This window comes from Streptococcus sp. KHUD_014, assembly GCF_051106275.1.
Lineage (GTDB): Bacteria > Bacillota > Bacilli > Lactobacillales > Streptococcaceae > Streptococcus.
The window spans coordinates 1,897,407-1,912,444 of record NZ_CP193666.1 but is presented as its reverse complement, the minus strand read 5'-3'; the positions used below and the strand labels follow the sequence as shown (position 1 = coordinate 1,912,444).

Sequence of the window (15,038 nt, the reverse complement as noted above, 5' to 3'; positions counted from 1 at the left end):
GACATCTTTTCTGGAAATGACAAAATAGTTCTCATGGAAACTTAAATGTTCTTATGGGAACTATTTTTACTTAGAAGGGAGAAAGCATGGATAAACCGATGTTGGTTTTTAAGTGTTTTGCTCATCAGCTTCATCTGATGGTGCAAAAGGAAGCCAAGCGTAGTGGTATTGAATTTATGGGAGGACCGCAAGGACAGGTCATTCGTTTTTTAGAACGTCGTGAGCATGAACAAGAATTAACACTCATCAAGGATATTGAACAAGAACTCAATATTACCAAGTCAGTTGCTAGTAATTTGGTCAAGCGTATGGTGCAAAATGGTTTGGTAGAGTTGGAAGTGAGTCCAAGTGATAAACGGGCGAAATTTGTTCATTTGACCGAAAAATCACGCTCTCAAATGAAGCAAGTTAAGTCTTTCTTTGATCGAATGAACCGTAGTTTGCTTGATGGTATTTCCGAAGAGAATCTCGCTATTTTTGAAGAAGTCATGGGCCAACTACAAGCAAATGTAGAAAAAATAGGAGGTAAGAATGAAGAAACTCGCTAAGCGTATCACAGGAAAAGAGTGGGGCATGATTCTAATAACTGTTCTCTTTACCTGTTGCTCGGTCTATCTAGAGTTAGAAGTACCGACTTATGTTTCAAAAATAACAGAACTACTCGGAACGCCAGGTACGGAGTTAGGAGACCTTTGGTCGCCAGCAACTAAGATGATGGGTTTGTCATTCTTAGCCTTCCTATCATCTGTAACAGTTGGATTTTTTGCCGCTCGAGTTGCAGCATCCTATACGGCTCATCTACGAAGCGATATTTTTAATCGTGTTTTGGATTACTCCCAGACAGAAATTAAACGTTTCTCAATCCCCAGTCTATTGACTCGGACGACTAATGATATCACGCAGATTCAGATGCTCTTTACCATGGGACTCCAAGTGGTCACTCGTGGTCCTATCATGGCGCTTTGGGCCATCGGGAAAATCCTTGGCAAGTCAGAATACTGGATCTGGGCAGTAGTGGTGGCCGTTATCGTCAATGTTCTGATGACAACTGTCTTGATGACTTTGGCCTTTCCTAAACAATCTGTCATTCAAAAATTGACAGATAAACTGAACAGTATTACTCGTGAAAGCTTGACAGGGATTCGGGTTGTTCGTGCATACAATGCTGAGGAATATCAAGATAAGAAATTCGAAGAAGCCAATGATGAAGTCACACAACTCAATCTCTTTGTCAGTCGCTTAATGGCCATTATGAATCCTATTATGATGGCGATTTCTAGCGGATTGGTCCTTGCCATTTACTGGATTGGTGCTTATCTTATCAACGACGCTAGCTTGACAGAGCGTCTACCCCTTTTTAGCGATATGGTGGTCTTCATGTCCTATGCTATGCAAGTGGTAATGGGCTTCTTACTCATGGGTGCTCTCTTTATCGTCTTGCCTCGTACCTTGATTTCTGCAGGTCGTATCAATCAAGTCTTGGACCTTCACTCCACTATTGAAAATCCTAGTCACCCACAGACAGCAAACTCTTCTGTAAAAGGTCAAGTGGAATACCGCGACGTAACCTTCCGCTACTCTAAAAATTCAGAAGCAGTTGTGGAGCATGTCAGCTTCAAGGCAGAAGCGGGGCAAACCATTGCCTTTATCGGCTCAACTGGTTCTGGTAAATCTACGCTTGTGAACCTCTTACCCCGTTTTTATGATGTGTCAGAGGGAGAAATTCTAGTAGACGGCGTCAATGTTCAGAATTATGACTTAGAAGATTTGCGTAATAAAGTTGGCTATATCCCTCAAAAAGCTGTGCTCTTTTCTGGAGATGTTAAGGGTAATCTCGACTTTGGTAAGAGTCAAGAAACGCCACTAAGTGAGACGGCCATGTGGCAAGCTCTGGAATTGGCCCAGTCTAAAAACTTTATCGAGGATAAGGAAGCAGGTCTTGACTCAGAAGTGGCTCAAGGTGGGACTAACTTCTCAGGTGGACAAAGACAGCGTCTGGCCATTGCACGCGCCTTGGCTCGTAAACCAGAGATTCTCATTTTTGATGATTCATTCTCAGCCTTGGACTATAAGACAGACCGTATCTTGCGCCAAGAATTAGCTGAAAAAACACAATCCATGACCAAGTTGATCGTTGCCCAACGCATTTCAACCATTATGGATGCAGACCTAATCTTAGTCTTGGATCAAGGTAAAGTCGTGGGACAAGGCACCCACAAGGAACTTCTTACAAACAATGAAGTTTACCAAGAAATTGCCTATTCACAACTATCGAAGGAGGAATTGGAACATGGAAAATAAGAAAATGTCCTTATGGAAACAGTGTAGACCTTTTCTAGCAGGTCTCCAACTTCCCCTACTAGTCGCAGTTGTGGCGGCTATCTGTTCAAGTATTATCACGGTTTATGGACCAACTAAGATCAAAGAAATTACCAATTTGATTTCAGATGGGTTAATGACAGAGATTGATCTAAAGGCTGTCTCAAGTATTGCTAGCTTTTTGGTTATCCTCTATGTGATTGGGATTATTCTGAACTATACGCAAGCCTACATTTTTTCAACTAGTATCCAACATTTCTCAAAACGATTGCGGACAGCTATTGCTGAGAAAATCAATCGCTTGCCACTTGCTTATTTTGACCGTCATTCTCAAGGGGACACCCTTTCTCGTGTGACTAATGACGTTGATACAGCAGCTCAGTCTCTTAACCAAAGCCTTGGGACAGTTCTTTCAGCTAGCTTTTTACTGATTGCTGTTTTGATTACTATGTTTGGTATGAACTGGATTTTGGCACTGGTAACTGTTGTTTCAACCCTTGTTGGATTTACGGCGGTTTCCGTAATTATGGCCAAGTCGCAGGGTTACTTTAAAGCTCAACAAAATAACCTAGCAGCTGTAAATGGCTATGTGGAAGAAATGTACTCTGGCCACAATGTGGTGACCAGCTATAATGCTGTGGAACCAACAAAAGAAACATTTGCAGGCTTGAATCAGAATTTACATGATAGCATTTGGAAATCTCAGTTTATCTCTGGAATTATGATGCCTGCCATGGTCTTTGTAGGCAACTTTAGTTATGTTCTAGTCATTATCGTCGGTGCTGCCTTGGCTCTTGAAGGGTATATCAGTATCGGGATTATTGTAGCCTTCATGGTTTATGTTCGAACCTTCTCGCAACCCTTATCACAGATTGCCCAAGGAATTACCAGCTTACAACAAGCTAGTGCAGCCATGACTCGTGTCTTCGAATTTCTAGGTGAAGAGGAAATGGAAGATGAATCTCATAAGGAAAGACAATTGACCAACGTGAAGGGTGAAGTGGTCTTTGACAGAGTTTCATTTGGTTACACTCCTGAAAAAACGATCATTCACGACTTTTCTGCGACAGCTCATGCAGGTCAAAAGGTCGCGATTGTCGGACCAACTGGTGCTGGGAAGACGACCATTGTTAACCTCTTGATGAAATTCTATGAGATTGATAAGGGAAGTATTCGCATTGATGGTGTAGATACCAAGGCTATGAAGCGCTCAGAAGTGCACGATGCCTTTTCAATGGTCTTGCAGGATACCTGGCTCTTTGAAGGAACCATTCGTGACAATCTCATCTACAATCAAACAGGTATCAGTGATGAAGAAGTGATTGAAGCTGCCAAAGCAGTAGGAATCCACCACTTCATCACAACCTTACCTGATGGATACGATACAGTCCTGGATGATACAGTGACCTTGTCAGTCGGACAGAAACAACTCTTGACCATTGCTCGTGCTCTGCTCAAGGATGCTCCGCTCTTGATTCTGGACGAAGCAACATCCTCAGTCGATACTCGTACGGAGGAGTTGATTCAAAAAGCTATGGACCGTTTGATGGAGGGACGCACATCCTTTGTCATCGCCCACCGCTTGTCAACGATCCGCAATGCTGACTTGATTCTGGTCATGAAAGAAGGAAACATCATCGAGCAAGGCAATCATGAAGAGCTTATGGCTCAAGGTGGTTTCTATGCAGACCTCTACAATAGTCAATTTACAGAAGACCAAGCAGAAGAATAAATCAAAAGAAGGCTTGACGGCCTTCTTTTTCTGCACTATACTAGAGTAGGAGATGCTAGCGGACTCGTTCTGTCAGGCTTCTTGTGTAAAATCTAGAAACAACGAGAAAACAGATGAAAAACTATCAAGAATGGTACGATCAGAGGAAATCAAGTCTTCTTCGACATCCACAACTATTGCAATTGATGCGAGTCTTTAATCGCATGATGACGGTTCTGATGCCCTTAGCTTACTTGACCTTGTTGGGAACAAACTTTGTAAGTAAAGGGGTTGGGAAAGAACTTTCTGCTTATATTTTGGTGCCAGCTTTTGGCTTTGTCCTATTGACATTAGTTCGTAAGTGGATCAATCAACCGCGTCCTTATGAGACTTGGGAAATTATTCCGCTACTAGACAAGGATAGCTCTGGGAATTCAATGCCCAGCCGCCATGTCTTTTCAGCAACCATCATTTCCATGGCTTGCCTGCATGCAAATCTGCCTGTGGGGTTGGTTTTGTTGGTTTTATCAGCTCTTCTCGGCTTTGTGCGGGTTTTAGGTGGTGTTCATTATCCCAAGGATGTTTTAGTTGGCTACGCCTGTGGCCTCCTCTTGGGAATTCTTTTCTTTATTTTCTAAAAAGCAAAGCAAGTGGGCTTGGCCTCGTAACCACTTACGGGTCAAAAGTGACCACTTGCTTTTTTGCCCTTGTAAAGTCTTATAGGCTTTGGTATAGTAGATGCAGAAAGGAGATAGGATGAAGTTACGAATCGAGATTGATAGTGAATTAACTGAGACAGAGATTGTCATCAAGGCTGCAGCCCTGACAGATGAGATAGCTGACTTGCAACGACTCTTGCAAGAAACCAAGGCTCCTAGGTTGATCTTTTACAAGGGGACGGGTGAGTATTACTTAGACTTGGCAGAAATCCTCTTCTTTGAGACGGAAGGTAGCAAGATTTACGCCCACACCCAGAAAGAAGCCTACGAGGTGAGACTCAAGCTCTATGAACTAGAGTCCATCCTGCCACGCTATTTCAGTCGGGTATCCAAGTCGACTATTGCCAATATCCGGCAAGTTTACTCGGTGGACAAGTCCTTCTCGGGGACAGGCACTATTTCCTTTTATCAGACCCACAAGGAGGTGCACGTGTCACGGCACTACCAATCCCTCCTAAAAGAAAATCTAAGAAACATGAGGTAAGAACATGAAAAAGAAAGCATTTGGTATTGTGTTGCTAGTATTGGCAGCTGTAGTGTTATTGCAGGGGAATTTTGGAATCCCTTCTCTGGGAGGGCATATTTGGCCTTTGATTGGTATTGGATTTTTTGCCTATCAATCAATTGAAGCTTTGCTTCGTCGTCATCTGACATCAGCCTCTTTTACAGCCCTAGTGGCCCTCATGATTGCTAATCATTTTTATGACATTTTACCGATTCCCAATCAATCATTGTTTTGGGCAAGTATTTTAATCGTAATGGGTGTCAGCGCACTCACTCATTCTAACAGAACTTGGAATGGAAAAAAATGGTGGTATGACGGTGAAAAGACCATTCTGACAGACAAGGAAGTCGCTTTTGGGGCGGGTACATTTTACAAGCAAGACCAAGAATTGGTAGAAGATGAGTTTGAGGTCGGATTTGGGAATGCCAAAATCTATTATGACAATGCAGAGATGTTAGGTGATTTTGCTACTCTGAATATCGAAGTCGGATTTGGGAATGCAGTTATCTACGTGCCTCAACACTGGAGAGTAGATCTAAAGGTAGAGACTTTTTGTGGTGCGGCCAAGGCAGATGCTCCTGTAGCCCCAACCAGCAAAACTTTGATTATCCGTGGAGATGTAGCTTTTGGGAAACTAGGAGTTGTTTACGTTAAATAAAAAAATCTTCCAATCCCCTTGCCAAAAAAGAGAAAGTGTGATAACATAGTACAGTATGTGGTGCTAGCACATCCGCTATATTAGATCTAATAGGAGGAAAACACAAATGGCTAAAGTATGTTACTTTACAGGTCGTAAGACTGTATCAGGAAACAACCGTTCACACGCGATGAACCAAACAAAACGTGCCGTAAAACCAAACCTTCAAAAAGTTACTGTACTTATCGATGGTAAACCTAAAAAAGTTTGGGCTTCAGCTCGTGCTTTGAAATCAGGTAAAGTAGAACGCGTTTAATAAAGAGTAAAAGGCCATCAGGTCTTTTTCTTTTGCTCTAAGCTCAAAAAGTCTCGTCAAAGGAGCAAATATCCGCCGATACAGTATTCTGCTTTTACACTTGGCTTGAAATATGATAAAATAGAGTATCAACTAGTTGAGGTAGAAAAAATGACTGTAAAAATTAATACAAAAGATGGTCAAATCGAACTAACAGATGAAGTGATTGCTACCGTTGTAGGCGGTGCAGCAACTGAGATTTTTGGTGTGGTCGGTATGGCAAGTAAGAAAGCCCTCAAAGATAATTTCCAAGCCCTTCTTGGGAAGGAAAATTATTCTAAAGGTGTCGTTGTAAAAGCGACCGAAGATGGTAGCATTGCAGTTGATGTATATACCGTGTTGAGCTATGGAACTAAGATTAGTGAAGTCTCAAAAAATATCCAAGAGCGTGTACGTTTTAGTTTGGAAAATCAACTTGGCATCACTGCTCAAACTGTAAATGTCTACATTCAAAATATCAAAGTTGTAGGAGAATAATCGTGTCAAATATTACTACAAGCTTATTTCAAGAAATGGTACAGGCTGCATCTACTCGTTTGAACAAGCAAGCCGAATATGTCAACTCATTGAATGTCTTCCCAGTTCCAGATGGAGATACAGGAACAAACATGGGAATGACTATCGAAAATGGTGCTAAAGAAGTAGCAGACAAACCAGCTTCAACAGTTGGTGAGGCTGCAAGTATCTTGGCTAAAGGTCTTTTGATGGGTGCGCGTGGGAACTCAGGAGTTATCACTTCACAGCTTTTCCGCGGATTTTCACAAGCCATCAAGACAAAAGAAGAGTTAACAGGGAAAGACCTAGCTCTTGCCTTCCAATCTGGTGTTGAAGTAGCCTACAAGGCTGTTATGAAGCCAGTTGAAGGAACAATCTTGACTGTATCACGTGGGGCTGCCATCGGTGCTAAGAAAAAAGCAGAGCAGACAGACGATGCTATTGAGGTTATGCGCGCTGCCTTGGAAGGAGCTAAAACAGCCCTTGCTAAGACTCCAGACATGCTTCCAGTCTTGAAGGAAGTTGGCGTTGTGGACTCAGGTGGTCAAGGTTTGGTCTTCATCTATGAAGGATTCCTTTCAGCTCTTACTGGTGAATACAGCGCTTCTGAGGACTTTGTCGCTACTCCAGCCAACATGAGTGAGATGATCAATGCCGAACACCACAAATCTGTAGCCGGACATGTAGCAACTGAAGACATTACCTTTGGTTACTGTACTGAAATCATGGTTGCCCTTAAACAAGGCCCAACTTATGCTAAAGAGTTTAACTACGAAGAATTCCGTAACTACTTGAACGAACTTGGGGACTCATTGCTTGTTGTCAATGACGATGAAATCGTTAAAGTTCACGTCCATACAGAAGATCCAGGTCTTGTCATGCAAGAAGGTCTCAAGTATGGTAGCTTGGTTAAGGTTAAAGTCGATAACATGCGTAACCAACACGAAGCACAAGTGGAAAAAGAAGCAGCTCAAGTCAGCAAGCCAGCTGAAGAAAAAGAATATGCCCTTATCGCAGTAGTAGCTGGACAAGGATTGGCAGATATCTTCCGTGCTCAAGGTGTGGACTATGTTATCGAAGGTGGACAAACCATGAACCCTTCGACAGAAGACTTTATCAAGGCTGTTGAGCAAGTCAATGCTCGTAACATTATCTTCTTGCCAAACAACAAAAATATCTTCATGGCAGCTCAATCTGCCGCAGAGGTATTGGAACAACCAGCAGTAGTGGTAGAAGCTCGTACCCTTCCTCAAGGATTGACTAGCCTTCTTGCTTTTGATCCAAGCAAGTCTATCGAAGAAAACAAAGAACGTATGACTGCAGCTCTTGCTGACGTAGTCAGCGGTAGTGTAACAACAGCCGTTCGTGACACGACTATCGATGGTTTGGAAATTCACGAGAATGACAATCTGGGTATGGTAGATGGTAAGATCCTTGTATCAAACCCTGATATGCACCAAACTCTGACTGAAACTTTGAAACATATGTTGGATGAAGACAGTGAAATCGTAACCTTCTATATTGGTGAAGATGGAAGTGAAGAATTGGCTAACCAAATCGCCCAAGAAATCGCAGAAGAATTCGAAGATGTAGAAGTAGAAATCCACCAAGGTCAACAACCAGTATATCCATATCTTTTCAGTGTGGAATAAGAATTAAATAGAAAACGAAAGAGGTCGGGAAAAGATTCCCGATCTTTTTGGTTTGCAATGAGTTTTTGAGCTGGTAGCTGATTGGCGCTAGAAAATCAATCCAATCTAGTAATTTCTGTTCCATCATTTTTAATGACATTTGTCATATCTCCTCATGACAGAAGCTTCTAGTGATTCTACCTTCAAAGAATTATACTAGATGTATCAAATGGAGGAAGAAAAAAATGAAACATAAAGTAATTGTCGCAATGAGTTTGGTAGCAGCAGGAGTCATGACTTATCTCATGTTTTCAGGATTGGATGAAGGCTTCTATCATTTTCCTTGGGAGTTGTTTGCAAGCTTTGGAATCATGTCTTGGTTGATCCGAGAAGGTTTGAAATTGGTCTCAGATGTGAAAAAGGAGTTTGAAAAATGAAAAAAGCGATTCTCTATCTTTTTATTGGACTATCACTAGTGGTATGGCTGGTAGAAATGTTTACAGGTTGGTTTGATCAAGCCTTCCTTCACCAAGCCATTCGCGGTGCCTGGGGTCTAGGATTTATGATTTTTATCGCCTTTCCGATGGGAAAGGAGTGGCTGAAAGGAGAGTATCATGAATATGATTAAGGTAGAAAGCCTAAATAAAAACATCAAGGGGAAGGCTATTTTGAAGGATATTTCCTTTGAGGTAGCTGAAGGTGAATGCGTCGCCTTGATTGGTCCCAATGGTGCTGGGAAGACCACACTCTTGGACTGTTTGCTTGGAGATAAACTGGTTACAAGCGGTCAAGTATCCATTCAAGGGTTGCCAGTGACGAGTTCCAAGTTAGACTACACAAGATCCTACCTCCCTCAAGAAAATGTCATCGTTCAAAAACTAAAGGTCAAAGAGTTGATTGCTTTCTTTCAAAGTATTTATCCAAATCCCTTGAGCAATCAGGAAATCGATCAACTATTGCAGTTTGACCAGCAACAAAAAGAGCAATTTGCAGAAAAATTGTCAGGTGGGCAAAAGCGTCTCTTCTCTTTTGTCTTGACCTTGATTGGGCGACCAAAGCTGGTCTTTTTAGATGAGCCAACTGCTGCCATGGATACCTCTACCCGTCAACGTTTTTGGGAAATTGTTCAGGACTTAAAAGCGCAGGGTGTCACCATTCTCTATTCCTCCCATTATATCGAAGAGGTAGAGCATACGGCTGACCGGATTCTGGTCTTGAATAAGGGAGAGTTGATTCGTGATACGACGCCTCTAGCCATGCGTAGTGAGGAGATTGAAAAGCATTTTATCCTTCCTTTGGCTTACAAGGAAGTCGTTGAGCAGTCAAACTTGGTTGAAAACTGGTCACAAAAACAAGATGCTTTGCAAGTAGTTACACGTGAAGCGGATGCTTTCTGGGAACTGTTAGTACAAGCAGGCTGTAGGATTCAAGAAATTGAAGTCAATAACCGCAGTTTGCTGGATACAATCTTTGAAGAAACACAAAAGGGAGATGACTAAGATGAAACGATGGATCGCATTAAATAAGATAGAATTCCTATTGACCAAACGGCAATTAGTCTATTATCTATTATCTGTAGGGATGCCGACGGCCTTCTATTTATTCTTTTCAGGCATGTATCAGGACACACCAGATGGGCCAGCAAATTTTATGCGTGACTACCTCATCTCCATGACGGCTTTTTCCATGATGTCGACAGCCATCTTTTCATTTCCAGTTGTTTTACATACCGACAAGATTAACAACTGGCAGAAAATATTACGTCATAGCCCTGTAAATATGGTAGAATATTATCTATCAAAGATAACAAGTATGATGGTTGATTATTTGGTCTCAATTCTGGTTGTTTTCTCAGTTGGACATTTTGTAAGAGGTGTGGACATGTCTCTTGGAAACTGGATTGGGGCTGCGCTTTTGCTGATAGTTGGAAGTGTAGCTTTTGTAGCTCTTGGTTTGGCCTTGACTCTCTTACCAACTAGTCAGTTGATGTCTGTCGTAGGCAATCTTCTTTACTTTGGCTTGGCTGTTTTAGGCGGACTCTGGATGCCCGTCTCTTTATTTCCAGACTGGATGCAAGCAATCGGGAAGCGTCTACCAAGCTATCAGTTGATGGAATTGATCAAGACCTTCTTAAATGAGGGTGGCCTCAATCTATCAGCCACAGTTTATCTACTTGTTTTTTCAGCAGTTTTGTTTGGTTTGACCATTTACCTTCAAGGTCATAAGGAGAATGCTTAATGCTTGAAAGACTAAAAAGCATACATTATATGTTTTGGGTCAGTTTAATTTTTATGATTTTCCCCATCCTACCTGTAGTGACTGGGTGGCTTTCTGTCTGGCATTTATTGATTGATATTCTATTTGTAGTGGCGTATTTGGGTGTTTTAACAACTAAGAATCAGCGCCTATCTTGGCTTTTCTGGGGAATCATGTTACTCTATGTAGTTGGGAATACCGCCTTTGTTGCTGTAAATTATATCTGGTTCTTCTTTTTCCTTTCCAATCTCTTAATTTATCATTTCGGCGTACGTAGTTTTAATTCTTTACATGTCCGGACTTTTCTTCTTGCTCAAGTCCTTGTTGTGAGCCAACTTTTGATTTTTCAGAGAATCGAAGTTGAGTTTCTATTCTATCTACTTGTAATTCTTGCTTTTGTCGATTTAATGACTTTTGGCTTGGTTCGGATTCGGATTGTGGAGGATTTGAAAGAAGCTCAGGCTAAGCAAAATGCCCAGATAAATCTATTGCTTGCTGAAAATGAACGCAGTCGTATCGGTCAAGATTTGCATGATAGTCTGGGACATACCTTTGCTATGCTGAGTGTCAAGACAGATTTAGCCTTGCAGTTGTTTCAGATGGAGGCTTATCCACAGGTGGAAAAGGAATTAAAAGAAATTCACCAGATCAGCAAGGATTCCATGAATGAAGTGCGAACCATTGTGGAAAATCTGAAGTCACGGACCCTAGCTTCAGAACTTGAAACTGTCAAAAAGATGCTAGAGATTGCTGGTATTGAGGTTCAAGTTGACAATCACTTGGACAAGGCTAGCTTAACCCAGGATGTGGAGTCGACGGCTGCTATGATTTTATTAGAACTGGCAACCAATATCATCAAGCATGCCCAAGCTCAAAAAGCTTATCTAAAACTGGAACGTACAGATCAGGAATTGCTTCTGACGGTCAGAGATGACGGGAAAGGCTTTGCAACTGTAGAAGGAAATGAACTCCATACAGTCCGTGACCGTGCAGCAGCCTTCTCAGGTCAAGTAGAGCTGGTCAGTTTGAAAGATCCCACAGTGGTGCGCGTGCATCTGCCTTATAAGGAGAGAAAGTAGATGAAAGTATTAGTCGCAGAAGATCAAAGTATGCTGAGAGATGCCATGTGCCAGCTCTTAAGCTTTCAACCAGATGTGGAGACTGTCTTGCAGGCGAAAAATGGAGCCGAAGCTATCGAGGTTTTGGCGAAAGAAGCAGTAGATATTGCTATCCTTGACGTCGAAATGCCAGTAAAGACGGGACTAGAAGCGCTCGAGTGGATCAAACAAGAAGTGCCTGAAACCAAGGTGGTTATCGTTACGACCTTTAAACGTCCAGGCTATTTTGAACGAGCGATCAAAGCAGGAGTCGACGCCTATGTCTTGAAAGAGCGAAGCATCGCCGAACTCATGCAAACCCTGCATACGGTGTTAGAGGGACGCAAGGAATATTCTCCAGAGCTGATGGAAGTCATGATGACCCATCCCAATCCCTTGACCGAGCAAGAAGTCGCTGTTTTGCATGGAGTTGCCCAAGGCCTGTCCAACCAAGAAATTGCGGATAAGCTCTACCTCTCAAACGGCACCGTCCGTAATTACATGACCAATATCCTCTCTAAACTCAATGCCAGCAATCGAACCGAAGCAGCCAAAACTGCCGAAGAAGAAGGCTGGTTGTGAGGGGAGAGAAAGAAAAAATCTCTTAGAAATAGATCTAAGAGATTTTTTTGTTTATTTCACGAGTTTCTTCATCTCATCAATACGTGCGACAGTCGCATCGTATTTGGCTTGGTAGTCGGCTTGTTTGTCGCGTTCTTTTTGGACGACTTCTGGTTTGGCATTGGCTACGAAGCGTTCGTTAGAGAGCTTCTTACCGACCATATCCAGTTCTTTTTGCCATTTAGACAGTTCCTTGTCGAGACGAGCGAGCTCTTCTTCGACATTGAGGAGGTCTGCGAGAGGCAAGTAGATTTCTGCTCCAGTGATGACGCTTGACATAGCGAGTTCAGGTGCAGGGATGGTTGATGCGATCTCCAAGTGTTCAGGATTTGTGAAACGTTTGATGTAGTTGACATTACTGTTAAAGAAGACTTCCAAGTCGCTATCGCTTGTCTTAACAAGGATGGTGATAGGCTTGCTTGGTGCTACGTTCACTTCCGCACGCGCATTCCGAACAGCACGGATCAAGTCTTTGAGGCTTTCTACTCCAGTGTGGGCCGCAAGGTCTTCAAAGGCTGGGTTGACAGTTGGGTATTCTGCTGTAACGATAGAGCCCTCTGAGATTTGTCCAAAGATTTCCTCTGTCACGAATGGCATGATTGGGTGAAGGAGACGAAGGATCTTGTCTAAAGTGTAAAGGAGAACAGAACGTGTGATGACTTTCTCTTCTTCGTTATCGCTATAAAGGACTTCCTTAGTCAACTCAACGTACCAGTCCGCAAACTCATCCCAGATGAAGTTGTAGAGGATATGACCTGCAACACCAAACTCAAACTTGTCAAAGTTTTCAGTGACTTTTCCGATCGTTTCGTTGAGGTTGTGGAGAATCCAGCGGTCAGTAACGTTTCCAGCTTCCTTGTTAGCAACTTTTTCGACATTGGCAGTTGCTTGTTCAAGGGTCAAGCCTTCATTGTTCATGAGGATGTAGCGAGAGATGTTCCAGATTTTGTTAATGAAGTTCCATGAAGCATCCATTTTCTCGTAAGAGAAGCGCACGTCTTGTCCTGGTGCGGAACCATTTGAAAGGAACCAGCGAAGGGCATCGGCACCGTATTTCTCGATGACATCCATTGGGTCAATCCCGTTACCGAGAGATTTAGACATCTTACGTCCTTGCTCGTCACGGATAAGACCGTGGATAAGAACGTTTTGGAATGGCTGACGGCCAGTGAATTCCAATGATTGGAAGATCATACGAGACACCCAGAAGAAGATGATGTCGTAACCAGTAACCAAGGTTGAAGTTGGAAAGTAGCGCTTGAAGTCTTCTGAATCGACATCAGGCCAGCCCATGGTTGAGAACGGCCAAAGGGCAGAACTGAACCAAGTGTCTAAGACGTCTTCGTCCTGAGTCCATCCGTCACCTTCTGGAGCTTCTTCGCCAACGTACATCTCACCCTCGGCATTGTACCAGGCAGGAATTTGGTGACCCCACCAGAGCTGACGTGAGATGACCCAGTCATGGACATTTTCCATCCATTGGAGGAAGGTATCATTGAAACGAGGTGGGTAGAATTCTACCTTGTCGTCTGTGTCTTGATTGGCAATAGCGTTCTTAGCCAATTGGTCCATCTTGACGAACCATTGCGTAGACAAGCGTGGCTCAACCACTACACCTGTACGCTCTGAGTGACCAACACTGTGGACACGTTTTTCGATTTTAACAAGGGCACCGATTTCTTCCAACTTAGCAACGACTGCCTTACGGGCTTCAAAACGGTCCATGCCTGCAAATTCGAAGGCCAAGTCATTCATGGTTCCGTCGTCGTTCATGACGTTGACTTGTGGCAAGTTGTGGCGTTGACCAACCAAGAAGTCGTTTGGATCGTGGGCAGGTGTGATTTTCACGACACCAGTACCAAACTCAGGATCCGCGTGCTCGTCTCCAACGATTGGAATCAATTTATTAGCGATAGGAAGGACGACGTTTTTACCGATCAAATCCTTGTAGCGTGGGTCTTCTGGATTGACCGCAATGGCAACGTCCCCAAACATAGTCTCAGGACGAGTGGTCGCAACCTCAAGGGCGCGTGAACCGTCTTCCAGCATGTAGTTCATGTGGTAGAAGGCACCTTCAACGTCCTTATGAATCACCTCGATATCAGAAAGAGCTGTACGAGCTGCTGGGTCCCAGTTGATGATAAACTCACCACGGTAGATCCAACCTTTTTTGTAAAGGTCTACAAAGACCTTGCGAACGGCTTTTGACAAACCTTCGTCAAGCGTGAAACGCTCGCGAGAGTAGTCTACAGAGAGCCCCATTTTGCCCCATTGTTCCTTGATGGTAGTGGCATATTCGTCTTTCCATTCCCAGACTTTGTCAAGGAATTTTTCACGACCAAGATCGTAACGAGTAATGCCCTCACCACGCAAGCGTTCCTCAACCTTAGCCTGAGTCGCAATCCCTGCGTGGTCCATCCCTGGAAGCCAAAGTGTATCAAAACCTTGCATGCGTTTTTGACGGATGATGATATCTTGCAAAGTTGTATCCCAAGCGTGACCAAGGTGAAGTTTCCCAGTTACGTTTGGTGGTGGAATAACGATTGAATAAGGCTTAGCCTTTTTATCGCCTGAAGGCTTGAAAACATCTTCGTCAAGCCATTTTTGGTAACGACCAGCCTCAACCTCGGCTGGATTGTATTTAGGTGAAAGTTCTTTAGACATGTGTGTTCTCCTTAATTATTAGTTTACT

General features: G+C 43.1%; 16 protein-coding genes. 15 read left to right on the top strand and 1 reads right to left on the bottom strand.

Annotation, left to right across the window (positions count from 1 at the left end; all coding sequences use genetic code 11):
* The first annotated feature begins 86 nt into the window (after positions 1-86).
* From ACORHT_RS09205 to ACORHT_RS09135, 15 genes are all read left to right on the top strand, one after another.
* Entirely contained in the window at positions 87-548 is a 462-nt protein-coding gene (locus ACORHT_RS09205; protein WP_434350112.1) for a MarR family winged helix-turn-helix transcriptional regulator, read from the top strand.
* Entirely contained in the window at positions 532-2,301 is a 1,770-nt protein-coding gene (locus tag ACORHT_RS09200; protein ID WP_434350111.1) for an ABC transporter ATP-binding protein, read from the top strand. The genes ACORHT_RS09205 and ACORHT_RS09200 overlap by 17 nt, the downstream gene beginning before the upstream one ends.
* Positions 2,291-4,051, top strand: a complete 1,761-nt coding sequence (locus ACORHT_RS09195; protein ID WP_434350110.1) for an ABC transporter ATP-binding protein — start codon at positions 2,291-2,293, stop codon at positions 4,049-4,051. Before ACORHT_RS09200 ends, ACORHT_RS09195 begins: the two co-directional genes overlap by 11 nt.
* A gap of 113 nt (positions 4,052-4,164) precedes the next feature.
* On the top strand, positions 4,165-4,668 hold the full coding sequence (locus ACORHT_RS09190; RefSeq protein ID WP_434350109.1) for a phosphatase PAP2 family protein: 504 nt from the start codon (positions 4,165-4,167) through the stop codon (positions 4,666-4,668).
* Between the two features lie 118 nt (positions 4,669-4,786).
* A complete protein-coding gene (locus ACORHT_RS09185; RefSeq protein ID WP_004250544.1) occupies positions 4,787-5,233 on the top strand; it encodes a LytTR family DNA-binding domain-containing protein in 447 nt (148 codons plus the stop codon).
* A 4-nt stretch (positions 5,234-5,237) separates the two neighbouring features.
* On the top strand, positions 5,238-5,912 hold the full coding sequence (locus tag ACORHT_RS09180; protein WP_434350108.1) for a LiaF transmembrane domain-containing protein: 675 nt from the start codon (positions 5,238-5,240) through the stop codon (positions 5,910-5,912).
* 106 nt (positions 5,913-6,018) lie between these two features.
* Positions 6,019-6,207: a 50S ribosomal protein L28 gene (rpmB, locus tag ACORHT_RS09175; protein ID WP_001140948.1), complete on the top strand. Its 189-nt coding sequence runs from the start codon at positions 6,019-6,021 to the stop codon at positions 6,205-6,207.
* A gap of 150 nt (positions 6,208-6,357) precedes the next feature.
* The gene (locus tag ACORHT_RS09170) at positions 6,358-6,723 is read left to right on the top strand and encodes an Asp23/Gls24 family envelope stress response protein (RefSeq protein ID WP_434350107.1); all 366 of its coding nucleotides are present in this window, start codon (positions 6,358-6,360) and stop codon (positions 6,721-6,723) included.
* A 2-nt stretch (positions 6,724-6,725) separates the two neighbouring features.
* On the top strand, positions 6,726-8,393 hold the full coding sequence (locus tag ACORHT_RS09165) for a DAK2 domain-containing protein (RefSeq protein WP_320692612.1): 1,668 nt from the start codon (positions 6,726-6,728) through the stop codon (positions 8,391-8,393).
* Between the two features lie 224 nt (positions 8,394-8,617).
* Positions 8,618-8,809 carry a hypothetical protein gene (locus tag ACORHT_RS09160; protein ID WP_006152799.1) on the top strand — a complete coding sequence of 64 codons (192 nt, stop codon included), beginning with the start codon at positions 8,618-8,620 and terminating at the stop codon, positions 8,807-8,809.
* Positions 8,806-9,000 (top strand): hypothetical protein, encoded by a 195-nt coding sequence (locus ACORHT_RS09155; RefSeq protein ID WP_434350106.1) that lies wholly within the window; start codon positions 8,806-8,808, stop codon positions 8,998-9,000. Before ACORHT_RS09160 ends, ACORHT_RS09155 begins: the two co-directional genes overlap by 4 nt.
* Positions 8,987-9,871: an ABC transporter ATP-binding protein gene (locus ACORHT_RS09150; protein WP_434350105.1), complete on the top strand. Its 885-nt coding sequence runs from the start codon at positions 8,987-8,989 to the stop codon at positions 9,869-9,871. The genes ACORHT_RS09155 and ACORHT_RS09150 overlap by 14 nt, the downstream gene beginning before the upstream one ends.
* Position 9,872: 1 nt before the next feature.
* On the top strand, positions 9,873-10,610 hold the full coding sequence (locus ACORHT_RS09145) for an ABC transporter permease (RefSeq protein ID WP_434350104.1): 738 nt from the start codon (positions 9,873-9,875) through the stop codon (positions 10,608-10,610).
* Positions 10,610-11,707 carry a sensor histidine kinase gene (locus ACORHT_RS09140; protein WP_434350103.1) on the top strand — a complete coding sequence of 366 codons (1,098 nt, stop codon included), beginning with the start codon at positions 10,610-10,612 and terminating at the stop codon, positions 11,705-11,707. Before ACORHT_RS09145 ends, ACORHT_RS09140 begins: the two co-directional genes overlap by 1 nt.
* Entirely contained in the window at positions 11,708-12,307 is a 600-nt protein-coding gene (locus ACORHT_RS09135; protein ID WP_434350102.1) for a response regulator transcription factor, read from the top strand.
* 51 nt (positions 12,308-12,358) lie between these two features.
* Here the strand turns inward: ACORHT_RS09135 and ACORHT_RS09130 are convergent, their stop codons facing one another.
* Positions 12,359-15,010, bottom strand: a complete 2,652-nt coding sequence (locus ACORHT_RS09130) for a valine--tRNA ligase (protein WP_434350101.1) — start codon at positions 15,008-15,010, stop codon at positions 12,359-12,361.
* Positions 15,011-15,038 lie beyond the last annotated feature (28 nt).

Bases quoted from the DNA above. Each gene is read 5' to 3' on its own strand.
- ACORHT_RS09185 (WP_004250544.1), top strand. From the start codon at position 4,787: ATGAAGTTACGAATCGAGATTGATAGTGAATTAACTGAGACAGAGATT.
- ACORHT_RS09195 (WP_434350110.1), top strand. From the start codon at position 2,291: ATGGAAAATAAGAAAATGTCCTTATGGAAACAGTGTAGACCTTTTCTA.
- ACORHT_RS09135 (WP_434350102.1), top strand. From the start codon at position 11,708: ATGAAAGTATTAGTCGCAGAAGATCAAAGTATGCTGAGAGATGCCATG.
- ACORHT_RS09180 (WP_434350108.1), top strand. From the start codon at position 5,238: ATGAAAAAGAAAGCATTTGGTATTGTGTTGCTAGTATTGGCAGCTGTA.
- rpmB (WP_001140948.1), top strand. From the start codon at position 6,019: ATGGCTAAAGTATGTTACTTTACAGGTCGTAAGACTGTATCAGGAAAC.
- ACORHT_RS09160 (WP_006152799.1), top strand. From the start codon at position 8,618: ATGAAACATAAAGTAATTGTCGCAATGAGTTTGGTAGCAGCAGGAGTC.
- ACORHT_RS09145 (WP_434350104.1), top strand. From the start codon at position 9,873: ATGAAACGATGGATCGCATTAAATAAGATAGAATTCCTATTGACCAAA.
- ACORHT_RS09205 (WP_434350112.1), top strand. From the start codon at position 87: ATGGATAAACCGATGTTGGTTTTTAAGTGTTTTGCTCATCAGCTTCAT.
- ACORHT_RS09190 (WP_434350109.1), top strand. From the start codon at position 4,165: ATGAAAAACTATCAAGAATGGTACGATCAGAGGAAATCAAGTCTTCTT.
- ACORHT_RS09155 (WP_434350106.1), top strand. From the start codon at position 8,806: ATGAAAAAAGCGATTCTCTATCTTTTTATTGGACTATCACTAGTGGTA.
- ACORHT_RS09200 (WP_434350111.1), top strand. From the start codon at position 532: ATGAAGAAACTCGCTAAGCGTATCACAGGAAAAGAGTGGGGCATGATT.
- ACORHT_RS09150 (WP_434350105.1), top strand. From the start codon at position 8,987: ATGAATATGATTAAGGTAGAAAGCCTAAATAAAAACATCAAGGGGAAG.
- ACORHT_RS09140 (WP_434350103.1), top strand. From the start codon at position 10,610: ATGCTTGAAAGACTAAAAAGCATACATTATATGTTTTGGGTCAGTTTA.
- ACORHT_RS09130 (WP_434350101.1), bottom strand. From the start codon at position 15,010: ATGTCTAAAGAACTTTCACCTAAATACAATCCAGCCGAGGTTGAGGCT.
- ACORHT_RS09170 (WP_434350107.1), top strand. From the start codon at position 6,358: ATGACTGTAAAAATTAATACAAAAGATGGTCAAATCGAACTAACAGAT.